The 25038-nt window shown below is 29.6% G+C and carries 22 protein-coding genes and 1 pseudogene; 11 read left to right on the plus strand and 12 right to left on the minus strand.

Features of this window, described 5'->3' with window-relative positions:
- Positions 1-19: 19 nt before the first annotated feature.
- The 5 genes from MKD41_RS09230 to leuC form a co-directional block, all read right to left on the minus strand.
- Entirely contained in the window at positions 20-913 is an 894-nt protein-coding gene (locus MKD41_RS09230) for an ABC transporter ATP-binding protein (RefSeq protein WP_240242010.1), read from the minus strand.
- 288 nt (positions 914-1201) lie between these two features.
- Positions 1202-2257, minus strand: coding sequence for a 3-isopropylmalate dehydrogenase (gene leuB, locus MKD41_RS09235; RefSeq protein WP_240242011.1), 1056 nt, complete (start codon positions 2255-2257; stop codon positions 1202-1204).
- Positions 2258-2356: 99 nt separating this feature from the next.
- Positions 2357-3877: an alpha-isopropylmalate synthase regulatory domain-containing protein gene (locus MKD41_RS09240; protein ID WP_240242012.1), complete on the minus strand. Its 1521-nt coding sequence runs from the start codon at positions 3875-3877 to the stop codon at positions 2357-2359.
- 117 nt (positions 3878-3994) lie between these two features.
- The gene (gene leuD / locus MKD41_RS09245; RefSeq protein ID WP_240242013.1) at positions 3995-4591 is read right to left on the minus strand and encodes a 3-isopropylmalate dehydratase small subunit; all 597 of its coding nucleotides are present in this window, start codon (positions 4589-4591) and stop codon (positions 3995-3997) included.
- Between the two features lie 88 nt (positions 4592-4679).
- On the minus strand, positions 4680-6074 hold the full coding sequence (gene leuC, locus MKD41_RS09250; protein WP_240242014.1) for a 3-isopropylmalate dehydratase large subunit: 1395 nt from the start codon (positions 6072-6074) through the stop codon (positions 4680-4682).
- Positions 6075-6780: 706 nt separating this feature from the next.
- Between leuC and MKD41_RS09255 the strand changes: the two genes are divergently transcribed.
- The 9 genes and pseudogenes from MKD41_RS09255 to MKD41_RS09295 form a co-directional block, all read left to right on the plus strand.
- A complete protein-coding gene (locus tag MKD41_RS09255) occupies positions 6781-7194 on the plus strand; it encodes a DUF134 domain-containing protein (protein WP_240242015.1) in 414 nt (137 codons plus the stop codon).
- Positions 7195-7196: 2 nt separating this feature from the next.
- A complete protein-coding gene (locus MKD41_RS09260) occupies positions 7197-7529 on the plus strand; it encodes a NifB/NifX family molybdenum-iron cluster-binding protein (protein WP_240242016.1) in 333 nt (110 codons plus the stop codon).
- Positions 7526-8122, plus strand: coding sequence for a GTP cyclohydrolase II (gene ribA / locus MKD41_RS09265; RefSeq protein WP_240242017.1), 597 nt, complete (start codon positions 7526-7528; stop codon positions 8120-8122). Before MKD41_RS09260 ends, ribA begins: the two co-directional genes overlap by 4 nt.
- A gap of 46 nt (positions 8123-8168) precedes the next feature.
- Entirely contained in the window at positions 8169-8957 is a 789-nt protein-coding gene (locus MKD41_RS09270) for an MBL fold metallo-hydrolase (protein ID WP_240242018.1), read from the plus strand.
- 248 nt (positions 8958-9205) lie between these two features.
- A complete protein-coding gene (locus tag MKD41_RS09275; RefSeq protein ID WP_240242019.1) occupies positions 9206-10156 on the plus strand; it encodes a tRNA dihydrouridine synthase in 951 nt (316 codons plus the stop codon).
- Positions 10157-10172: 16 nt separating this feature from the next.
- Positions 10173-11054, plus strand: coding sequence for a zinc-dependent peptidase (locus tag MKD41_RS09280; RefSeq protein ID WP_240242020.1), 882 nt, complete (start codon positions 10173-10175; stop codon positions 11052-11054).
- A gap of 153 nt (positions 11055-11207) precedes the next feature.
- On the plus strand, positions 11208-11795 hold the full coding sequence (locus MKD41_RS09285; protein WP_240242021.1) for an outer membrane beta-barrel protein: 588 nt from the start codon (positions 11208-11210) through the stop codon (positions 11793-11795).
- Positions 11796-11970: 175 nt separating this feature from the next.
- Positions 11971-12420, plus strand: coding sequence for a hypothetical protein (locus MKD41_RS09290; protein ID WP_240242022.1), 450 nt, complete (start codon positions 11971-11973; stop codon positions 12418-12420).
- Between the two features lie 42 nt (positions 12421-12462).
- A pseudogene (locus MKD41_RS09295) lies at positions 12463-12900 on the plus strand (DUF6933 domain-containing protein); the annotation flags it as partial.
- A gap of 35 nt (positions 12901-12935) precedes the next feature.
- Here the strand turns inward: MKD41_RS09295 and MKD41_RS09300 are convergent.
- Positions 12936-13130, minus strand: a complete 195-nt coding sequence (locus MKD41_RS09300) for a cold-shock protein (protein WP_240242024.1) — start codon at positions 13128-13130, stop codon at positions 12936-12938.
- Positions 13131-13501: 371 nt separating this feature from the next.
- Here MKD41_RS09300 and MKD41_RS09305 point away from each other — a divergent pair, with 371 nt between their 5' ends.
- Together MKD41_RS09305 and MKD41_RS09310 are read left to right on the plus strand one after the other, a co-directional pair.
- A complete protein-coding gene (locus MKD41_RS09305) occupies positions 13502-14473 on the plus strand; it encodes a bile acid:sodium symporter family protein (RefSeq protein WP_240242025.1) in 972 nt (323 codons plus the stop codon).
- Between the two features lie 232 nt (positions 14474-14705).
- The gene (locus MKD41_RS09310; protein ID WP_240242026.1) at positions 14706-14867 is read left to right on the plus strand and encodes a hypothetical protein; all 162 of its coding nucleotides are present in this window, start codon (positions 14706-14708) and stop codon (positions 14865-14867) included.
- Positions 14868-14902: 35 nt separating this feature from the next.
- Here the strand turns inward: MKD41_RS09310 and MKD41_RS09315 are convergent, their stop codons facing one another.
- From MKD41_RS09315 to MKD41_RS09340, 6 genes are all read right to left on the minus strand, one after another.
- The gene (locus tag MKD41_RS09315) at positions 14903-16639 is read right to left on the minus strand and encodes an ABC transporter ATP-binding protein (protein ID WP_240242027.1); all 1737 of its coding nucleotides are present in this window, start codon (positions 16637-16639) and stop codon (positions 14903-14905) included.
- Positions 16640-16830: 191 nt separating this feature from the next.
- Positions 16831-18666 carry a glycoside hydrolase family 2 protein gene (locus MKD41_RS09320; protein WP_240242028.1) on the minus strand — a complete coding sequence of 612 codons (1836 nt, stop codon included), beginning with the start codon at positions 18664-18666 and terminating at the stop codon, positions 16831-16833.
- Between the two features lie 94 nt (positions 18667-18760).
- Positions 18761-21058 carry a glycoside hydrolase family 3 N-terminal domain-containing protein gene (locus MKD41_RS09325; RefSeq protein WP_240242029.1) on the minus strand — a complete coding sequence of 766 codons (2298 nt, stop codon included), beginning with the start codon at positions 21056-21058 and terminating at the stop codon, positions 18761-18763.
- A gap of 112 nt (positions 21059-21170) precedes the next feature.
- Positions 21171-22772 carry a glycoside hydrolase family 43 protein gene (locus tag MKD41_RS09330; protein ID WP_240242030.1) on the minus strand — a complete coding sequence of 534 codons (1602 nt, stop codon included), beginning with the start codon at positions 22770-22772 and terminating at the stop codon, positions 21171-21173.
- A 28-nt stretch (positions 22773-22800) separates the two neighbouring features.
- Positions 22801-23640 (minus strand): hypothetical protein, encoded by an 840-nt coding sequence (locus MKD41_RS09335; RefSeq protein WP_240242031.1) that lies wholly within the window; start codon positions 23638-23640, stop codon positions 22801-22803.
- Positions 23641-23754: 114 nt separating this feature from the next.
- Positions 23755-25017: a glycoside hydrolase family 5 protein gene (locus tag MKD41_RS09340; protein ID WP_240242032.1), complete on the minus strand. Its 1263-nt coding sequence runs from the start codon at positions 25015-25017 to the stop codon at positions 23755-23757.
- Between the last annotated feature and the right edge of the window lie 21 nt (positions 25018-25038).

A 25038-nucleotide genomic window follows, 5' to 3' on the forward strand; every position in this document is an offset into this window, starting at 1 on the left:
TAATTGTTAAAAAAGGAGTTTATTCTGAAACTAAATTTGCTTCATCTTCCTTTAAAGCAATAAAATATACATCGTCTAATTGAGGTTTCGCTGCACTAAAATCTTCCGCAGGTTTTTCAGTTGAAAATACTCGAATATTTAAGGTATTATCTTGATTGTAATTTGAAGACAATACATTATAATTTGCTTCCATGGCTTCTAAATCGTCACGTTCAATTATTTTAGTCCAAATCTGACCTTCAACTTCTTGGGTACAAGTTGTTGGAGTTGTATGTTTCAAAACTCTCCCTCCATTAACAATTACCATTTCGTTACATAGTTCTTTTACATCTTCAACTATATGTGTTGAAAATATAACGGTACAATTTGTACCAACCTCACGTAAAACATTTAAAAAACGATGACGTTCAGCAGGATCTAAACCTGCAGTTGGTTCATCAACAATTATTAATTTTGGGTTATTCAATAGTAATTGCGCAATCCCAAAACGCTGTTTCATTCCTCCAGAATAGCCAGCAACGTGTTTTCTTCTAACTTCATATAAATTAGTAATTTCTAATACCTCTTTAACCAACTTAGTTCTATCTTCTTTTGAAGCAACTCCTTTTAAGGTTGCAAAATAGTCTAATAATTCTTCTGCAGACATTTTTGGATATACTCCAAAAGATTGAGGTAAATATCCCAACACTTTTCTTAAAGCCATAGGATCTTCTAAAACATTTATATCTCCAAAAGTTATAGTTCCAGAATCTGGACTTTGCAAGGTTGCAATAGTTCTCATTAAAGATGATTTACCAGCACCATTTGGACCTAAAAGACCAAACATTCCAGTTCCTATTTCTAAACTTAAATTATCAATAGCTTTTACACCATTTTTATAGGTTTTTGATAAATTTTGGATAGTTAACTTCATAAAGTTGTAGATTTTATATTTAAAAATTACAATATAAGTATGTTTCACTTGTAATTTGTTACAAAAAACTAATTATATAAAAAAACTGTTTGAAAAAATTGAAACTTGTCGTTCTTAGACAAGAAACAAAAATTTTATCAAACAGCTTTGATGATATCACCTATAAATAGGTTTGTAATTCGTGTAAAAACAGGAATCTATACAGTATGAAAATAGATTCCTGCCTCCGCAGGAATGACAATCGGATTTTAAAGTTTTTTTAGAAAGCCTTTAAAATTCAATAGTTCCTTAAATATTTTCAGCTAACCAATCTCCTACTTCATTTGTTCCGTAAGCTTTTCCTCCATCAGCTAAATCTTCAGTTACAACACCTTCATTTAATGCTTTATTTACAACTTCTCTAATTGCTTTTCCTTCATCATGTAATCCAAAGTTTTCAAACATCATAGCAGCAGATAAAACCGTCGCCATTGGATTAGCAATATTTAATCCTGTTGCCTGTGGATATGAGCCGTGAATTGGTTCAAATAAGCCAATATCAGAACCTAAAGATGCTGAAGGCATTAACCCCATAGATCCAGAAATTACAGAAGCTTCATCAGTTAAAATATCTCCAAATAAGTTTTCAGTAATTAATACATCATAACTATTAGGCCATTGCACTAAGCGCATAGCTACAGCATCAACAAATTCATAAGAAACCTCAACTTCTGGGTAATCTTTTTCCATCGCTTGTACTGTTTCTCTCCACAAACGAGATGTTTCTAAAACATTGGCTTTGTCTACACAACATAATTTTTTAGAACGTGTCATCGCTAATTCAAATCCTTTTTTAGCTAAACGTTGTACTTCTTCTCTTGTATAAACACAATTATCATAAGCCGTTTCTCCTTCATCTCTTCTTCCTTTTTCACCAAAGTAAATACCTCCAGTTAATTCTCTTAAAAAAACTAAATCGGTACCTTCAATACGTTCTTTTTTTAAAGGTGATTTTTCTAATAATGAAGGAAATGTAAATGTAGGACGTACATTGGCAAATAAACCTAAAGCTTTACGCATTTTTAACAACCCTTGTTCTGGACGAACTTTTGCTGAAGGATCATTATCAAAACGAGGATGTCCAATTGCTCCAAATAAAACTGCATCTGAATTTTTACAAATTTCGTGTGTTTCATCTGGGTAAGGTTCTCCAACTGCATCAATAGCAGCTGCACCTGTTAATGCTGGTTTCCAGTTTATTTCGTGGTTAAATTTTGTTGCAACAACATCACAAACTTTTACTGCTTGAGCGATCACTTCTGGTCCTATTCCATCTCCCGCTAAAAGTGCTATATTTAATTTCATTTTTCTTTTATTTTATTTTTTTATTCTTTAAATCCAGTATTTTAAAATAGTTAAGCTTTCAAAATCGGGCTTCGATTCTTCTCAGCCATCAATTTAAATCTACTTAATATTCAACATTTTTTGAGTGGCTTTAATTGCAGAAACAGTTTGATCTGAATCTAAACCTCTTGTTATAAATTTTTTACTTTCTGTTTCCCAAGTAATAATAGTTTCACATAATGCATCTGCAGTACTTCCTGGAGGAATTCTAACTGCATAATCTATTAATTTAGGTAAACTAATATTTTCTTTTTTGTATATTTTTTTAAGCGCATTCATAAAAGCATCAAACTGACCATCACCGGTAGCGTGCTCTTCAAACAATTCATTATCAATTTTAACCAATATTGTTGATGAAGGTTTTAAACCTTTAGAGTGTGTTAAAACATAGGATTCTACACTTATTCTTTCTTGGTATAAATTACTATTTAAAACATCAGAAATAATAAAAGGCAAATCTTCTTTAGTAACCAGTTCTTTTTTATCACCCAGCTCAATAATTCGTTGCGTAACCTTTTTTAAATCTTCATCATTTAATTGTAAGCCTAATTCTTGTAAATTCTTTTCAATATTTGCTTTACCTGAAGTTTTTCCTAAAGCATATTTACGTTTTCTACCAAAACGCTCGGGCATTAAATCGTTAAAATACAGGTTATTTTTATTGTCACCATCTGCGTGAATTCCGGCTGTTTGTGTAAATACATTATCACCTACAACTGGTTTATTTGAAGGAATTCTAATTCCTGAAAAGGATTCAATTATTTTACTAACCGAAAACAACGATGTTTCTTTTACTTGAATTTCAACTTGGTCTTTAAAGAAATCATTAATTACCGCAACCACACTTGCCATTGGTGCATTTCCGGCACGTTCACCCATTCCGTTTACAGTTAAATGCAATCCTTTTGCACCAGCTTTAATAGCCTCCATAACATTAGCAACGCTTAAATCGTAATCGTTATGTGCATGAAAATCAAAATGAACTGTTGGATATTTTTTAGTTATTTGTGAAAAATAATCAAATGTTTGGTTATGAGTTAATACTCCTAAAGTATCTGGCAATAAAATTCTTTCGATAGGAAGTGTTACCAAAAAGTCTAAAAACTGAAAAACATATTCTGGAGAATTATGCATTCCGTTACTCCAATCTTCTAAATAAACATTGGTTTTAATTCCAGCTTTTTGAGCCAACGCTACAACTTCTTTTATTTCAGAAAAATGTTGTTCTGGTGTTTTTTTTAATTGATGTTTTAAATGATTTAAAGAGCCTTTTGTTAATAGGTTTTGAACTTTAGCTCCAGCCTCTTTCATCCATTCTATAGACCTTCCACCATCTACAAAAGTTAACATTTCTACGCTATCTATATACCCATTAGTAGTTGCCCAATCGGTTATTGCTTTTACAGCGTGAAATTCTCCTTCTGAAACTCTTGCCGAAGCAACTTCAATTCTATCTACATTTAATTCTTCTAATAATAATTTTGCAATAGTCAGTTTTTCAGCTGTAGGAAAAGAGACTCCTGATGTTTGTTCACCATCACGGAGTGTGGTGTCCATTATTTCAATTTTTCTTTTTTTCATTTTTAAAACACCGTTTAATGTCATTTCGAGCGCAGCCGAGAAATCTTCATTTCTAATTATTAAACATTTCGACTACGCTCAATGTGACAATTAAGCTATTTCAATTTTACTTTTATTTTAAAAAGGTCTTTTTTCAGCAAAAGCTGTAATTTCAGATTTCATTTTTGATAAATAATCTATATCATCAAAACCATTTAACATATTTTCTTTTTTGTATTCGTTAATTTTAAAAGACTCTTGCTCTCCTGAAACTAATAAAGTAATTGTTTGTTTTGGTAAATTTATTTCAATTTCTGTGTTTGGATCAGCTTCAATTGCTTTAAAAATTTTGTCTAAAAATTCTGCACTTACCTGAACTGGAAGCACTCCAATATTTAAACAATTACCTCTAAAAATATCTGCAAAGAAACTAGATACCACACAACGGAATCCATAATCGTATACCGCCCAAGCAGCATGTTCTCTAGAGGATCCAGAACCAAAGTTTTTACCTCCAACTAATATTTTACCTTTATAAATTGGATTGTTTAATACAAATTGTTCTTTAGGTGTATTGTCTGAATTGTATCTCCAATCTCTAAAAAGGTTGTCTCCAAATCCTTCTCGTTTTGTTGCTTTTAAAAAACGAGCAGGAATAATTTGATCTGTATCTACGTTTTCAATTGGTAATGGAACCGCAGTACTTTTTAATATTTCGAATTTATCGTAAGCCATTTTTGTTTAGTTTTTAGTTATTGGTTTTAATTGTTAGTTACAAGTAAAACCAACACATAATTTTTAATTTTTAATTATCAATTATTAATTAAAGTAATGTTCTTGGATCAGTTACAACTCCGGTTACAGCTGTAGCAGCAGCAACTAACGGACTTGCTAACAATGTTTTTGATCCTGGACCTTGACGTCCTTCAAAGTTTCTATTTGATGTACTTACTGCAACTTTACCTGCAGGAATTTTATCATCATTCATTGCTAAACAAGCTGAACATCCAGGCTCTCGTAATACAAATCCGGCTTGGTTGAAAATATCCAATAAACCTTCTTCTTTTATTTTTGCTTCAACAATATGCGAACCTGGCACTAACCAAGCTGTTATATTATCTGCTTTTTTTCTTCCTTTAACTATAGATGCAAATGCTCTAAAGTCTTCAATTCTACCATTTGTACAACTTCCAATAAACACATAATCTACTGGTTTTCCTATCATAGACTCACCTTCAGCAAAACCCATATAATCTAAGGATTTTTTATAAGTAGCCGCACCACCTTCAACCTGATCTGCAGTAGGGATATTATTTGAAATTCCTGTTCCCATTCCTGGATTTGTACCGTAAGTAATCATCGGTTCAATTTCTGCTGCATCAAATGTAAACTCTTTATCAAAAGTAGCATCGGCATCTGTAGAAAGTGTTTTCCAGTATTCCATTGCAGTATCCCAAGCTTCACCTTTTGGTGCAAACTGACGTCCTTTTACGTATTCAAAAGTTTTTTCATCTGGAGCAATCATACCTCCACGAGCACCCATTTCTATACTTAAATTACAAACAGTCATACGGCCTTCCATAGACATATTTGTAAATACATCTCCTGCATATTCAACAAAATAACCTGTTGCACCCGAAGTAGTTAATTTAGAAATAATAAATAACGCAACATCTTTAGGTGTAACTCCTAAACCAAGTTCACCATTAATTGTAATACGCATTTTTTTAGGTTTTGGTTGCATAATACATTGCGAACTCAATACCATTTCAACTTCAGAAGTACCAATACCAAAAGCAATTGCTCCAAAAGCACCGTGTGTAGATGTATGTGAATCTCCACAAACAATAGTTGCACCTGGCAATGTAATTCCGTATTCCGGACCTACAACGTGTACAATTCCGTTTTGCTGGTGTCCTAATCCCCAGTGAGAAATTCCGTATTCTGCAGAATTTTCTTCTAATGCTTTTAACTGATTTGCAGATAAAGGATCTTCAACTGGTAAATGTTGATTTATAGTTGGTGTATTATGGTCTGCAGTAGCAAATGTACGATCTGGAAATAACACTGAATTTTTTCTTTCTTTTAACCCTAAAAAAGCTACAGGACTTGTAACCTCATGAATTAAATGTCTGTCAATAAAAAACACATCTGGTCCATCTTTAATTTTACGAACAACATGTGAATCCCAAACTTTGTCAAATAATGTAGTACTCATTTAATTTTTTTTTTGTTTTTATTTGATACAAATTAGGATTAGCAACCCTTAAATGTATGAATGGTTGCAAATTTAAAAAAATCTATTATGATGCCAATTTTATTATTTTATATATACGATACCCAAAGAGTTATTTTTTAGAAGTATTTATTTAACTGGTTTTAATTAAATATTTCATAATTCCAGAAATTAAAAATTTCAACATCTATAAATCTTTTTTTAATCAGTATATTTTACTTTCTCATTTTGATAATTCAATACATTAAACAACTCTAAAAGCTCTAATTTTAAAAATAATTTAAAATTAAACACCCTTTAATTAATTTTTAGCAGTAATTAACGCTTTTTAAAGTTTTCTATAGATACAATTATTTGAAGTATCTAATTAAAAAATACTTTAATTTTATGCAAAAAAAAATACCATAGTTTAATTAAATACTACGATATCCAATATTAAATTAAGATTTTGAAATCCATTACACTTTAAGCTAAAACCTAGAATAAAAATGCGTTTTAGAGGTTTAGAAGCACTAAATATTCTTTGCTTAAAAAACACAAAAGATGTTTCCCAAATTTACCTAAAAGTCTTTATATAGTATAAACACCACACTTTAAATATAAAACAGCAATATTCATTCTTTCAATTTTTGTTATGAGAATATTCTCATTATCTTTGAACTGAAATTTAAATAGACTCAAAAAATTTATGCCTCCTAAAAGAAAACTTAGAAAAATTGTAACTCCTCCAAATTTTAAAGGATACAAACCTTATGGAACAACAAAAGAATCTATTGAAGCAATTGAATTGTTGTATGAAGAATATGAAGCTATAAAATTAGCAGATTATCAATTTTTAACACATTTAGAAGCTAGCAAATTAATGGGAATATCAAGAGCAACCTTTGCTAGAATTTATGAAAAAGGGAGAAGAAAAATAGCCAAAGCACTTGTTGAAACACTTGAAATTAAAACCGTTTTTGGAAATGCTTCACTTGATAAAAGTTGGTATATATGCCTTAATTGTACTGCAAAATTTACCATTCCAAAAACTATTAAAGACTATTGCTGCCCTATGTGCGCCTCTAACAATGTTGAATCTACTTTAAATTTAAACCAATAATTATGAAAATTATTATCAGTTCAACAGGGAATACTATAAAATCTCAATTTGATTTACGTTTCGGTAGAGCACCTTATTTTTGTGTAATTGATGAAACAGATTTAGATTCTTTTAAATTCTATGAAAATTTCTCTTCAAACAATAATAAAAATGCTGGTATTGCTGCAGCAAAAAAAGGTGTTTCGTTAAAAGCTACTAAAATTATTTCAGGTGAATTTGGAGATCAATCTAAAAAAATTTTAGACGAGCATAATATTCAATTAATTATGATTAATGAAGAAAATTGCACTATTGAAACACTTTTAGAACGTTTAAAAAGCAACAATAAATCATGAGCAGTCTTAATTTAATATTAATACAAGGTGAAACCGTAAAACTACCTACCAAATACGGTAATTTTGAATTAACGGTTTTTAAAGAAACTACATCTAAACTTGAACATATTGTACTCTTAAAAGGAAATTCAAAAACAGAAGGAACTTGGTTAACACGCGTACATTCGGCTTGCGCTACAGGAGATTTATTTGGCTCGCTACGTTGTGATTGTGGAGAACAACTTGAAAAATCGCTTCAACTTATAGAAGAAAACGGAAAAGGAATTGTTATTTATTTAATGCAAGAAGGGCGCGGAATTGGGCTCCTAAATAAAGTTAAAGCCTACAAACTACAAGAAAATGGCATGGATACCGTAGAAGCGAATTTACATCTTGGATTTAAGCCTGATGAAAGATCCTACGATATTGCAGCCTCAATATTAAAATCATTGCATATTTCTGAAATTAATCTATTAACCAACAACCCCGATAAAATTGAAAAACTTGAAGAAAATGGCATTCAAATTAAAGAAAGAATTCCGTTAAAAATCACACCCAATGTTCACAATATAAAATATTTTAAAACTAAAGTTTTAAAAATGGGGCATTTATAAAATAGAGCTAGAAACTCAATAATACATCAAAAACAAATACAAACACATGAAACTAACAGTATTAACCGAAAATTACGCAGGAGATAAGTTTGAAGCCGAACACGGACTATCGTACTTAATAGAACATAACAACCACAAAATATTGTTTGATACTGGAGCTACAGATGTATTTTTAAGAAATGCCAAAATTTTAAATATTGATATTAAAAATGAAATTAACACTGTAGTTTTAAGTCACGGACATTGGGATCACGGTGGCGGATTAGAGTATCTTAACAATAAAACCTTAATAACGCATCCTAGCTCATTTATAAAAAGATATAGAAAAAAGGATAAATCGTCTATTGGGTTGACTTTGAGTGAAGATGAATTAAAAGAAAAATTCAAAATAATTAAAACCAGTAAACCTTATATTATAAACGATAATATGATTTTTTTAGGTGAAATCCCTAGATTAAACAAATTTGAAGCCAAAAAAACATCTTTTATAGATAGTAAAAGAAAACTGGATTTTGTACCCGATGATTCTGCCTTGGTACTATTAAACAAAGAAGAAATTATAATAGTTACAGGTTGCTCGCATTCTGGAATATGTAATATTGTAGATTATGCTCAAAAAAAGTTTAAACGCTCTAAAATTAAAGCGGTAATTGGCGGATTTCATTTAAAAGAAAATAATGTTCAAACACAAAAAACAATTGAGTTTTTAAAAAAATGTAACATTTCAGAAATCTATCCATCACATTGCACTGCTGAACCTGCACTAGAAGCTTTTGAACAAGATTTCAAATTTGATCGCGTAAAAACAGGTATGACACTTACTTTTTGGGAATAGATTAATTTATCTATTTACGTTAATAATTATTGGCATCCCCAGCACTTCAATTCCGCTCATAAACCGCTCATTGGGCGGAATAGATGTGTTTTTAAATTTCTGTATAAAATGTGCTGAATCAAATTCAGTACAGTGGTTTCTATACTTTTTAAACAACCTCATTATTTTTTTAGTTAATTTCGCCTTTAAAATCACAGTACTTAGAAAATCCAAACCCTTTTCTAAATAATTATGTGAATTACTTTAAAATGAATTACAAATTATTAGCATCTCCTCTACAAGGATTTACAGATTTTAGGTTTAGAAATGCACAAAACAATATATTTGGTGGTATTGATACTTTTTACGCACCATACATACGATTGAATGGAAAACGCATTATTAAAAATTCATATCAAAGAGATTTATTGCCCGAAAACAATAAAGTTCCAGAATTAATACCTCAAATTATTACTAATGATGCCGATGAATTTTTATTTGTAGTCGACTATGTGCAACAACTTGGCTACAAAGAATTAAACTGGAATTTAGGTTGTCCCTACCCAATGGTTACTAAATGCGGAATGGGCTCTGGACTTATAAATGATGCTCAAAAAATTAACGAAATTCTAAAAAAAGTACATTCAGAATCTGATATTTTAGTTTCTATGAAAATGCGTTTGGGCTACGAAAACAGCGAAGAAATTTTAAAAACACTTCCTATATTAGACACATTTCCGCTTAAAAATATTGCAATTCACGCACGTATTGGAAAACAATTGTACAAAGGAGGTGTAGATTTAGAAGGCTTTCAAAAATGTATTGATACAGTAAAACATACACTGTATTACAACGGTGATATTACTTCAGTAGCTAAATTTAGAGAAATGCAAGAATTGTTTCCAACAATAAACCATTGGATGATTGGTAGAGGTTTAATTGCAGATCCTTTTTTACCAAGTATGATTAAAAATAACACCTTAGAATACCCTGAAAACAGGATAAAATTATTTACAGAATTTCACAATACCTTGTACCAACAATACAGCCAATCGCTTTCGGGAGCTACACACATTCTACTAAAAATGCACCACCTTTGGGAGTATTTTTCTAAATCATTTTCAGATCCACGTAAAACTTTAAAGAAAATAAAAAAAGCAAAAAGTATTAGAAATTACGAAGCCGCTGTAAACGATATTTTTAATAATGAAACCCGTTAATTAATACCTATTTTTTATGACTCCATTAATAAGCATTATTATAGTATCTACAATTATAATTTACATTTGGAAACGTAAAAACACCAACTCTTGGAAAAAACCTACAAAATCTTTTCCTAAAGAATGGAGAGTTATTTTAATAGAAAACATCACTTTTTACAACGCTTTAACCAAGGCTGAGCAAACAAAATTTGAATATCAAATACAAGAATTTTTATTGAATTGTAGAATAACAGGTATTAAAACTACTGTAAATTTAGTCGATAAATTATTGGTAGCTTCTAGTGCTGTAATTCCTGTTTTTGGTTTTGACAATTGGACTTATTCCAATATTAACGAAGTACTAATTTACCCAAATTCTTTTAACAAAGACTTTAAATTAGAAGGTGAAAACAGAGCCATTTTAGGAATGGTTGGCACTGGTTATATGGACGGAATTATGATACTTTCTAAACAAGCCTTACATCACGGTTTTAAAAATGAATCGGATAAAAAAAACACTGCAATACACGAATTTGTGCATTTAATTGATAAAACTGGCGGAACAATAGACGGAATTCCTTCGGTACTTATGGAAAAGCAATATGCCATACCGTGGATTGATTTAATAAACAAAAAAATTGATGAAATTTACGATGGAAAATCTGACATAAACCCGTATGGAGGTACAAACAGAGCAGAGTTTTTCTCGGTTATTAGCGAATACTTTTTTGAACGTCCAAAACTTTTAGAAAGAAAACACCCAGAACTGTATATACTTTTAGAAAAAATATTTAAACAAGATATGGCTGCTAGAAATTTAAATAAAAAAGCCGTTAAAATTGAACGCAACAGTCCTTGTCCTTGCAACAGCGGTAAAAAGTTTAAAAAATGTTGCGGAACTTCACATTACAATTAAAAACACAGATTAACAAATTAATTTTTTTTGATTAAATTTGAGCTACTACTAAAAAATTGCAATAGTATTTGTGTTTACACCGATTTTATTGAGGGATAAACATTATTAAATTAATTATATAACACGTTGTAGGTAATTAAAAAAATGACAAATATGAAAACAGAAATTACATTCGTATTATTTTTACTTTTTACGATTAATTCATTTTCGCAAGATTCAAAATTTTCTATTGGAGTAAATTTCCCAGTTCTGATTGACAACAATCATTACGGAGAAAATTATAATGGAATAATCGATTTAGGATTAGAATATCGTATTTCAAATTTTGGATTTATGGATTTAGGATTCGCTCTAAATACATCCTTATTTAATACAAGTTACGAGATTAGTTCTGACTTTACTACATTTAACGTAAAAGAGAACATTTTTTTTATAAGACCAAAAGTATTTTCAGAAATTATTTTTAAGTCTAATGAGAAAATTCATCCGAGAATTGGTGTAGGATATACATTTATCAAATCAAAAGTATCAGCAAAGAGTTCTGATTTTCCAAATGAATCGAAATCTTATTCTGATAATGGGCTAAATCTAAATTTAGGAGTTGCATATGATATAACCAATAAAATTTTCATTCAAGCCCAATATGATTACATAAAGAAAAAGATCTCAAAAGAAGTTCCTGACTATAAATATTATTCAAATATAAACTTCTTAAATATTGGATTAGGATATAGATTTTAATGAATCAATAAAAAACTACCTACAACACCTCATATAATTTATGCTTACATTCGAACTAACATTAACGACAAACATTCAACAAACGATTTGCTACGGCAGAAAAATCTCCGATTTTCCAGTCGCACAAATCATATAAAATCACGTTGTAATTCATTACCGATGAAAAATTTGTAAAATGATAAAATATAGATATATAATAGCTTCAATATTTTTAATAATTATTACAATTTTTATTTTCATACCGAGACCAATAGAAAAGATATATATAGCTTATGATGAGAAAGAGAATGATTGTAATTCAAAGATTATAAAGCAAAATTTATTGAATGATTCATATTTGATTTGTGATGGATTTAAATTTCTAAATTTTGTAAAAATTAAAGATAAAAAATCTAAAACTTTAGATTTAGATAAAATTGACAAATTTAAAATTGTTTCGAAAAAAGAATTCCTCAATAGATTTAATAATGACAAAGTATCGAAAGAAAAATACTCTTTTGATTTATTAGATAGAAATAAATTGTTTGAGTTTAATTTAATAACAAAAGATACATTTTCTGATAAGATAAATATTATTCCTGTAAAACAAATTCGAGTTTTATGTAAGCTTAAATTGATAGATTAATTAAATTAGACTGATTTATTAAAAGCATTATGGAATGCAACAGTATTTTATGTTGACAGAAAAAAATGCTGGTTAATCACAAACGGAGTGACCAAATACAATGTAATTCTGACTAATATAAAATCATCGGATTTGAGTAAGATTGAGCAAATTTTTAAAGAAGCTCTTTTCGAACAATTAATTTTTGACGGAATAAAAATAGACTTTGAAATTCTAAATTTAATTATTGGTGAACTAATTTTTCTGCCAACTGATAACGATCGAAGTACAACTGGATTTCAAAATCAAAGACTTTATGAACTAGATTTTTGGAAAAATGATTTTGGTGATTTAGAAAATATGCCAATTAAAGACTTTACAAACCTATTGAATAAAAGCCCTATTCATATTGGAAAAGAACGTAAAATGTTTGATTATACAAATTCAATTTTAACCAAAAAAAAAGACCGTTTAAAAAAACGATCTTTAATAGTTATATAGTGTATATCTTTATTTAATATACATTATTTGGTTCTTTAGTCTATAACTTCAACGTTAATAGCATTTAAACCTTTTCTTCCTTCTTGAGTGTTGAACTGAACTTTGTCATCTTCTCTAATTTCATCTGTTAAACCAGAATTATGTACGAAAATGTCTTCACCAGTTTCTGATGATTTAATAAATCCAAATCCTTTTGTGTTGTCGAAAAATTTTACTGTGCCTTCTTGCATCTTTACTTAATTTTAAATTGTTATTATTTTTTCACAATAAAGAATAGCCTAATTAAGATAAGCATAATAAAATATTATTATTGAAATTGTAAAAACAATTCTTATAATTTAATGCGCTATTGAAAAAAGTAATTGTAAATATAAAATTGGAAAGAAGAGAAAAACTCGTAAAAACTAATTGTACTATATACTACCTTAAAACTCTATAGGTATCTTTTATTGTTTTGCAAACATACGACATTTATTTAACACTTACTAAATAATTTAACATTAATGTTGTTTTTCAACAATTTCAATTTAATTATCAAATCGATTATTTACGCCTCGTAAAATTTATACTTACATTTGAAATAAAAATAAAGAAACCATTTATGAAAGTAAAAATCGACAGATTTGTACTTGCTATTATAATAGTAATTTGCCTAGCTTATATTTTTCCACAGTGGGGAATTCCAGAGAGTAAAATCCCCATAGATACAATTAGTTCTGTAGGAATTTCACTTATTTTCTTTTTCTACGGACTAAAATTAAGTTCTACAAAATTAAAACAAGGCCTTAAAAATTGGAAATTGCATATTTTAATACAAGCATCTACCTTTTTGTTATTTCCTTTATTAGTGTTACTATTTCAACCTTTTATTCAAAATGAAGAACAAAAAATAATTTGGTTAGCATTTTTTTTCCTGGCTGCACTTCCTTCAACCGTATCTTCATCAGTTGTTATGGTTTCAATAGCAAAAGGGAACATCCCTGCTGCAATTTTTAATGCTAGTATTTCTGGAATTATTGGTGTTGCTCTAACTCCTTTATGGATGGGATTGTTTGTTCAAAATACTCAAACAGATTTTAATTTTATAGATATTTATATAAAGCTTATCGTACAAATAATACTTCCAGTAGTTTTTGGATTGCTTTTACAACGTTTCTTTGGAAAATATGCCCAAAAATATACCAAGCAATTAACATTATTCGACAAGTCTGTAATTCTATTAATCATTTACAAAAGTTTTGCAAGCTCGTTTAATGATAATATTTTTAGCACGGTATCTTTATTAGATTTACTATTACTTTTTATTGCTGTTTTAGCGTTGTTTGCAATGCTGTTTTATTTAACAAGTTTTTTAGCAAAAAAAATGAAATTCAATATTGAAGATCAAATTACTGCTCAATTTTGTGGAACTAAAAAATCGTTGGTTCACGGAACCGTATTTTCTAAAATAATTTTTGGACATATGTCTTCAATTGGTATTATTTTATTACCTCTAATGCTATACCACGCCATACAATTACTAATAATTAGTATTGTTGCATCTAAAATGGGACTTAAAAATCAAACAGAATAAATATTTAAATTATAAATCTGTTTTTTACAAAACCTTAATTTAAGATATGCTAAAAACAGCTACTCAAATTTAGATATAAAAGATTTTATAGTCCTAATATTAAGAAAAGGTTAATTGTTGAATAACCAGCATTTTAGAAATAATAAATCCGTTACTTTGTTTTGATATTATACTTTACTTAAGTATATTTAATGCTTCAAAAATCAATATATGAACCAATATCTTTTTTTAAATGAAAGCCCACAAAAACATTGAAGATAATTCGACTTCTTATATCAAAGAATTTGCATTAAAAAATTATAAAACTTATGTAACACATTTTAAAAGCAGAAATTTACAACCACCAATGCCATTTCAAGATTTCTTAAAAAACTATACTTCACAAGAAAACTGATTTTTATAGCATTATTTTATAAAAATTGTTTAAACTTATATTCTACTTTGGTAGGTATATAAATCATAATAACGCCCTTTTTTAGCTAGTAATTCATCGTGTTTTCCACGCTCTACAATTTCGCCCTCTTCAATTACTAAAATTTGATCCGCTTTTTGAATTGTACTCAACCTATGTGCAATTACAAATGTTGTTCTATCTTGCATTAGGGTTTGTAAACTTTTTTGAATAAAAGATTCGCTTTCTGTATCTAAATTTGAAGTTGCTTCATCTAAAATTATAACTTTCGGATTTGCCAAAATAGCTCTAGCAATAGAAATTCGTTGACGTTGCCCACCAGATAATTTTACACCTCTTTCACCAATAACTGTATTTAAACCATCACTAAACCTATCGGTAAATTCGTTAACATAAGCTCCATCAACTGCTTCTAAAACTTGTGCTTCTGTAGCTTCTGGCCTTGGAAATAAAATATTTTCTCTAATAGTCCCTTCATATAAAAAATCGTCTTGCAACACAACGCCTAGCCTACTTCTAAAGCTATTTAAATTTACTTTAGACATATCTACACCATCAACAGTAATAATTCCTTTTGAAGGATTTAAAAATGAAGCCGCCAAACTTGCTATTGTAGATTTACCAGAACCCGAAGAACCTACCAAAGCCGTAACACTTCCTTTTGGTACTTTAAATGAAATATTATGTAACACTTCTTTTCCTTTTTCATAACTGAAAGAAACATTATTGAACTCGATATCACCTTCAATTTTACCTAAAACTTCTGTTCTAATCTCTGGATCATCTTCTTCAGTCATATTCATTAATTCTTCCGTTCTATCTAATCCAGCCATTGCTTCTGTAAGCTGACTTCCAATATTACTCATTTGGACAATTGGAGCTATTAGAAAGCCTAAAAACAAGGTAAAAGACACAAATTCACCATAAGTCATTGTATTATTCATTATAAAATAACCACCAATTCCCATAATACCTGCGGAAGCCAAACCTAACAAAAAGGTTGAAGAACTCGTCATAAGTGCCGTTGCAGTTAAACTTTTTTTCACATTTAAAAACAATTTTCCCACACCAGCTTCAAAGGTTTTATTTTCTTGAGTTTCTGCATTAAAACCTTTAATTACACGAACACCATTTAAAGTTTCTGTCAATCTACCTGTAACCTCTGCATTAATTTTTCCACGTGCTCTAAAAATAGGACGAATATATCCAAATGCCTTTAATGCAACTACTGCAAAAATCACTACTGGAACCAATACAAAAAGCGTCATTAATGCATTTATTTTTATTAAAATTATTAATGAAATTACGGATGTTATAGAACCTCCAACTAATTGTACCAAGCCTGTACCAACAAGATTTCTAACACCTTCAACATCTGTCATAACTCTAGAAACTAATGCACCAGACTTATTATTATCGAAAAAACTTATGGGTAATGTTAAAAGCTTTTTTTGAACTTTTGCTCTTAGCAATGAAATTAAATGTTGTGCTTCTACGCTTAACAAACGCGTTAAAGAAAACGAGGTTATTGCCTGAATAAGAATTGCTGTACAAACAATAATAATTAATGTTGTAAGTGCGCTCATATCTTGTGAGGGAATTACATCATCTATCAAGTTTTTACTGGCATAAGGAAGTACCAAACTGGATAAACTTTTAGCCATTATTAAAAATAAACCTATAGAGATTATTTTTTTTCTTGGCCAAATAAACTCTTTAAATGCCCACCAAAATGATACGTTCTTTTTACTCATACCTTTAATAGTCGAAAATCGAGCCATAACTTTACAAATGACAATTAGGCAGAGAAAAAAGTTTATTATAAAACACTAATTAACAACAGTTTTAAAGCTATAAAAGCAGTATTTAGATTTGTGTAATTGCTAAAAGTAAAAGAAGTTGTTTTAAAACAACCTCTTTTCCACTAAATATTTTAAAGTATATTTTACTTTTTATTATCATAGAAATCCTTCAATACAAAAAACGCTTTCTTTTTTTGTCCGTCTTCAGAAATTAATCCTTTTCTATTATAACCATCTTGTATTTTTGGTAATACACGTCTTGGCGATCTAAAATCAACTAAAATCCAAGGAGAAAAACCTTGTAATTGCTCAATTCCTTCCAACATTTTTAAAGTTTGAATATACAAATCCTCTTGATATTCTTCAGTCCAACGTGTTAATTTATCGCCGTGAAAACCAACTTTAGCCCCAGCACCAAATTCTGAAATTAAGACTGGTTTATTTTGTGTAATTTTCCAACTAAGTTGTCCACATTTATCTGGTAAACCATCATACCAACCAACATATTGATTAAAACTTAATACATCAACAACATCGGCAAAGTCGTCGTGAATTGTTCTTATAGACGGATTTCCTTGATAATCTGTTTGCTCTAAAGCTGCACTAATTAATCTAGTTGGATCCATTTCACGTGTGTGTGCTGCTAAATTTCCAAGGAAAACATTACGAGCATCACTAGTAGGCGTTTCGTTTGCCATAGACCAAATAATTACAGAAGCTCTATTTTTATCTCTATTAATAACCTCTGATAATTGATTTTCGGCATTTTTATAAGTTTCCTCATTATCCCAAGCAATGGTCCAATAAACCGGGTTTTCTTCCCAAACTAATATTCCCATTTTATCGGCTAGTCTAACCATATGTTCGTTATGTGGATAATGTGCTAAACGCACATAATTACATCCCAATTCTTTTGCCCAATTTAGCAATTGTTGCGCGTCTTCTATTGTAGATCCTCTACCTCCAGAAATTGGACTTTCTTCGTGAATAGAAATTCCTTTTAAATATATTTTTTCATCATTTAAAAGAATTTCTTGTCCTTGTGTTTTAATAGTTCTAAACCCAATTTGATCTTCAATTTTATCTGCACCAACAGTTAAAACTACATTGTATAAATATGGATTTTGAGTTGACCAATATTTAATTTTTTTCGATTTTATTTGAATAGAAGCAATACCTTCTTTATTAGTTACAACTTTTTCTTTTATTTTAAGTTCTGGAATAGTTACTAAAATTTCTTTTTCAGAAACATCTTGCCCTTTTAATTGCACAAACCCTTTAATTTGTTGGTTATTTTCAGGATTTAATTGAATAAAATAATCTTGAATAAAAGTACTAGGAACCTCAACTAATTTTACATCTCTTGTAATTCCACCATAATTAAACCAATCGGTATTTAAAGTTGGAACACCTTCTGCTATTCTTTTATTATCAACTTTTACAACTAAAAAATTATCACTTTCTTTTAAAAGATCGGTTACTTCAAAATTAAAAGGTGTAAAACCACCTGTATGAGCCCCTAATTTTTTTCCATTAAAATACACATCTGATTGATAATTTACGGCTTCAAAATATACAAAAACACGGTTATCTTGATTGGTTTTTACATAATCGAATGATTTTTTATACCAAACGGTGCCTTCATAATAGTATAAATTTTCTTTTTGTGTATTCCAATCACTTGGTACTGCAATTGAATCTGACAAATCAAAATCATATTCTACCAAATCAGATTTATCTTTTGGTTTTGCATTCATAAAAAATGCACTACTACCTGGGTTTTCTTGATCTTCAAATGCTTCTAAACGGTAATTATAAAAACCGTTTTCATAAGGGTCTACAATATATTTCCAATCGCCATTTAAACTTTCTGACGATCGATTGTATGTGTTTATTATTAAATTTTCTTGCGCATTTATTTGTAAACAAAATGAGAATACGAAAATTAATAAAAGGATTTTTTTGTGAATTTTAAACATCTTATAGTTAATTTTAATTTATTATGATTTATACAATGTTGACTGTTAACTGTAATCAATTCTGATTGTTACACTATTTTAAATAATTGATTTATTAATTTTTGTAATATATTTTGTGTTTTAATAATTCCTGCGGATTTCCACCTACTAAAATTTCAAACTCACCAAGTTCTATAACCCAGTTATTATCAATCCCTATACTTTCTAGATCTTTAGTAGTTAACTTAAACTCAACTGTTTTTGCTTCACCTGCATTTAAATTAATTTTATTAAAACGAATTAATTTTTTTGCATCTGGAGAAACTGTTGCCACTAGGTCTTTTACAAATACTTCTACCACTTCATTTCCTGCTCTATCTCCTGTATTTTTTACCGTAACTGAAACTTTAAATCCCTCTGAATTTGATAGCGTATCTTTATCTATATTTAAATTTGAATATTCAAAAGTTGTGTATGAAAGTCCGAAACCAAACTCAAATTGTGGGTAAAAACCATCGTATCCCCAACTTATATCTCTTATATCGGCTTTTTTATAATAATAAGGCAATATATTTCCTGTATACTTTGGATAGGTATATGGCAACTTTCCACTTGGATTTACATTACCAAAAACCACATCTGCTATAGCTCTTCCACCTTCTTGCCCTGGTAAATATGTCATAATAATTCCATCAACTAAAGGTTCAATATCTTTTATAATCCTAGGTCTTCCTTGTACTAAAACTAAAATAATTGGCTTTCCAGTTTTAGCTAATTTTTTAACTAAATCTTGTTGTGCTTTAGGTAAATCTAGTTCATTTATATCTGAAGGTTTTTCAGATGCTGGAATTTCACCAACACAAACTACAATATAATCTGCATTTTTTGCTTTTGAAACTGCTACATCAGAATTGATATCATCTAAATAATCTGTACCTGCTACAAACTCCACATTTTTGGCTCCAACTTGTTTTTTTACAGCATCTAAAATTGTAAGTTTTGTTGGATCATTATATTTGGTTTCTCTTCCTAAAAAAGAACGAGACCAAGCTCCGTTTAGCATATTTATTGAATTTGCCGCATAACCAGTTACCAATATTTTTTTGGTGGAAGGCAACGGTAAAATTTCATTTTTATTTTTTAATAAAGTTATTGCTTCACTTGCTGTTTTATAATTGGCTGCTATATGTTTTTCGCTTCCAAATTCGGGATACTCATTTGGGTTGTTATAAGGCGTTTCAAAAAGATTTAAGTAAAATTTTAATCTTAAAATTCGTGTTACAGCATCATCAACCCTTTCTTTTGAAATTTCGCCAGCCTCTACTAATTCAACAATAAAATCTACAACATCTATATCATACGGATTCATTAATAAATCAATTCCAGAGTTTACCGCTAATTTTGTTGCTTCTCGTTTATCTTTAGCAGATGCATGTGCCTCAACTAAAAATTCAACATCACTGAAGTCTGAAATCACCACTCCTTTATAATCCATTTCACCTTTTAAAATATCTGTGATATAATAAGTGTTTAAATGGCAAGGAATTCCGTTTACAGCATTAGAGCTTATCATTATTCCCATAGCGCCATTTTCAACAGCTTTTTCAAAAGGAGGTAAAAAATATTGACGTAAACTGTTTTCTGGAATAATAGCATTTGCTCTATCTTTTCCATTTCTACCTGCTCCATAACCCACAAAATGTTTTACACAAACAGCAGTACTAGTTGCATTTTCCAACCCTTTTTCTTGAGATCCTTGAATGTACGCCTTAGTCATTTCTGAAATCAAATATGGATCTTCACCAAAGCTCTCTCCAATTCTACCCCAAAGTGGGTTTGTTGCAACGTCTGCATTTGGGTTAAAATTCCAAGGAAGTGATGCCGCTCTAGATTCATAAGAGGTTATTTCACCACCAATTCTAGAAAGCTCTGTATTCCAAGTAGCTGCAACAGCAATTTGATGTGGAAACATAACAGAACCATTTACATAATTTGCTCCGTGAATATTATCAATACCATATAAAATAGGGATTCCTAAACGCGATTTTTGCATTGCAGAATCTTGAATTGTTTTTACTATTTGATACCAAACTTCTTTTTCTGGTATAAATCCGGGTGTATTATGAATAGATCCAATTGCATAATCAACTATAAATTTTTTGAATTTATCTTTATTAAAATCAGCACTATCTTTTGGTTCCCAATAACCTCCTTTTAAAATTGCAGGCAAACCTATGTTTAACATTTGGCCAGCTTTTTCTTTTAAGGTCATTTGAGATAAAATATCTTGAATTTTTGATTCAATTTCAACAGATTGAACACTTTTATTTGTTGAAGTTTCAGTACTATTTTCTTTTTCTGAACAAGACAACAGTACTATTGCTACTATAAAAAGTTGGATTATTTTTTTCATTTAAATTTAGTTTACTGTAAAATTTGACACTATTAAATAGTTTTATTTCTATTTTCTATCTTTAAAATTTTCATCATTTTTAAAATTAAAATAAATTATATTTCAACCTAAATTACTCCCCTTCATAAGAGAACCAATCAAATAAAGCATGGTTTTCAGACTTTACACCGTTACTTGATGCATACATTCCAATTCCAGCACCGTTAAATTGATTACCATTTCCATCAGCAATTACTTTTAAACTTTGAGAACCCTCTATTTCTTTCATTTTGTTAAGAGATTCACCGTAACTAAATCTCACATCATTATTCTTACCTTCAGCTCTTAATATAACTTCAATTTTATTGTATGGAACCCTAATAACCTCTTCTTTTACACCTTTAAAACTTTTTATTAAAACCAAATCATTTTTCTCTTTTAGTAGGAGATAATAATTTTTATTAGTTCTATAAATTGCTAATCCAGCTTGTTCATTTTGCTTACCAGTTTTAAAGCTTAGTTTTGTGGTAGCCGTAAACTTATGATCCTCAATTCTTTTTATAATTAAAGAAGAATTCCCCAAGCTATCCAATACTTCTGACCGAAGTTTAATTTTTAACTGACCATTTTTAATAATGTGAAATTTTTGCTTAGGTATTCTGATAAAACACCATTCCAAACCAAGCTCATGACCTTCAAAATCATCTTTAGAAGACTTAACTTTAAAAGGAAACCAAGGTAAATTTGGACGCTCTTGTTCTTTTAATACTTTCCCTTTCCCATTATTAAAAATAGGTGTTTTATCTTCAAATTCTACTTTAGATAAAAATGTTTCACGAGCTAAAGTGGTTTGACCTTCTATTACTCTTTTTCCAAGTGTTACGGCCCACCATTCTCCATTTTGAGTTTCTACTAAATCACCATGTCCTACAGCTTGTATAAGAGATTTAACTCCAAAATGTCTGTGGGTTAATACTGGATTAATTAAATCAGCAACATATGGTCCCCAAATTGATTCACTATGATGAACTGATAAAGCGTGGTATAAACCAGTTCCTCCTTCTGAAAGCAACAACATATAATTACCGTTAATTTTATATAAGTGAGGCCCTTCAGTATAGGAGGCATTATTCGCATGACCATAGGTTAATATTTTTCGTTCGCCAACTAATTTTTGCTGCTCTAAATCAAGTTCCTGTAACCAAATACCACATTGTGTTGGCCAATCTTGCTTTGAAATCCAATTCTGCCCAGTATAGTAACATTTTCCATCATCATCCCACATTAAGGATGGGTCTATTCCAGGTGCATCTTTCAGCCAAATTGGGTCTGACCAAGGTCCCGCAGGGTCTGTAGCCGTTATATAAAAATTACCATCACAATTGACACAGGTGGTTATTAAATAAAAAATTCCTTCGTGATATCTAATAGTTACGGCATAAACTCCTTGGGTACTTTCTAATCCATCAAAGTTTAATTGATCTGGGCGATCAATTGCATTTCCAATTTGTTCCCAATTCACTAAATCTCTACTATGGTAAATTGGAATACCTGGATACCAAATAAAAGTAGAATTAGCTAAATAATAATCTTCTCCAACTCTTACTATTGAAGGATCTGGATGGTAACCTGGTAAAATTGGGTTTTTGAAATTGTTTAAGACAGTTTGTCCGAACATATTCAAACTAATTATTAATCCGATAATTATTGACAATACAAATTTTAGATTCGTCATAAGTATTTGGTTTCTTATATTGATTGTATTAATTTGAATAAACATTAAAAAACTGTTCTGTATCTTCAACATTTTGTATTCCTAAAATCCAACAAACTTCAACAAGGTCAGAAAAGTCTAAGCCTCCATTAGAAATAACTTCGTTATTATAGCGTCCTTCTTTTCCATTATATTTGTTAGATAAATCCACCGCTAATTGCCATATTTCAATCAGATTTAAGTTTGTGATATTTTCTTTCCAGTTATAAATAGGGTCACGAAATCCTGGGCTTCCGTTTCCCGCTGCATTCCCATCGGGGATCTTCTGATAATCTGTATTGTTTTTTACAAATTGAAGAAGCTCTGGAGAAGTTTCTTTTTCATTCCAATAGCTATGTTGAACCACATGAATATGTTTTGAAACATTTAATTCCGGCAACTCTAATTGAATGGCTTTAATTAGTTGCGCAGAAAAGTCGGATTGACCAGCTTCTGCAATCCAAACATCACTTTCATTTAATATTGTTTCTAACACAATAACTTTTACCTGTTGAATTGCTTCATTTACGCTCTCGTTTGCATCTGTCCAATTATTTCCAAAAGCGAGTTGAAATAACTCATTTGGTGGTACATATAAACCTCCTTGAGTACCATATGTCCCTGCAACTGCATAATATTGTATTTTAGAAAATTCAGAATTAGACAGTAATGTTGCTAAGGCAGCCACAGTATATAAATCATCTACATCCGTTTTACAATCAAACTGCACTAATAATAAATCTTTTTCTATATTGAAATCTTGCTTTTTAGAACACCTTGAATCGGTTGCATTACTTTCAAAAGCAATTAAGACAGTTACTATTATGATTGCCAACGTTTTGAATTTCATTTTTTAAATTTATAAATCATGTTTATATTCTTCTTACTCTTTAGTATATACAGCAACCTATAATAAGTTAGATTATTTTTTTCATTTTAAAACACATTAATTGCTATATTAATTTTAATCTACTTTAAAATTCAATCCTTTTGTATATCCTTTATTAATAAAACAATTTTTATATAAACTATTTTCTAAATATTGATTTAAGGCTTTTTGAACTTTTAAAATATCGGGTCTGTTTTCTCTAATTTTAGCAAAAGATGAACAATCACTTTTTGCATATTCGGTTATTAAATGATAATCTTCTGGTTGATTAAAATTCATAATACCTTTAGTATTATTCATTTTTTTATACGGCCAAAAACACCAATTAATTTCATTTTCATCTAATAAAACTCTAAAATCGTTTACCCATTCATCTGTATTTTCTCCTGTTTCTCCAATATAAATTGGCACTTGGTGCTTTTCTCTAAAATCTACATAATCTTGAATTTCTTCTTGCTTAACGTCAAACCAATATTTATGAAATTCATACACAATATTATTATCTACCAATTCTTCAAAAACATCAAAATTAGTACTCCAAACTGACCCGTTTAAAAATATTGTATGTTCAGAATCTACTGTTCTTATTTCTTTAATAATACGGTTATACAATAAAAATAATTGATGGTTTAAATCGTCTAATTCATCTTCAAAATAATGCGCAATTGGTTCGTTCACCAAATCATAACCAATAACTACAGGTTCATCCTTATATCTTTTGGCAATATCAACCCAAATTTTTGTCATTAAATCTTGAGACGATTTACTTTTAAAAAGAAAAGGGTATCCATAGCTATCGTCTATATTATCACCTGTTTGTCCACCTGGAGCACAATGCATATCTAACAAAACATACAATTGTTCTTCTCTACACCAATCTATTAATCTATCGAAATACTTAAAACCAGCATTTCTTTCTCCCATATATAAATCGTTTGTAAACATTTTATAATGAAAAGGTAATCGTAGATGATTTACTCCAATACTTTTTAAATATTTTATATCATTATGAGTTATATAATTATTTAAAAAACCTTTCCAAAAAACCTGTAAACTATCTGGACCAACTAATTCGTATAATAATTCATCAATTTTTCGAGGTGCATTTACCTGCTCCATTTTAAACATATAACCTTCTGGAACAAGCCAATTACCTAAATTTGTACCTTTTAGAGTTATTTCTTTTCCTTGATCATCTACTAATTTTGTCCCTTTGGTTTTTACAAAGTTTAAGGTAGGTTCTATTGATTTTTCTACATTTTCGGCAGATTTTTCTTTACAAGAAAACATAGTAATTATTAATACTATTGCAGCAATGAGGGGTAAGTATTGTTTCATGTGTCTATTTTGTTTTAACGA

This window comes from Lutibacter sp. A64, from assembly GCF_022429565.1.
Taxonomy (GTDB): Bacteria; Bacteroidota; Bacteroidia; order Flavobacteriales; family Flavobacteriaceae; genus Lutibacter.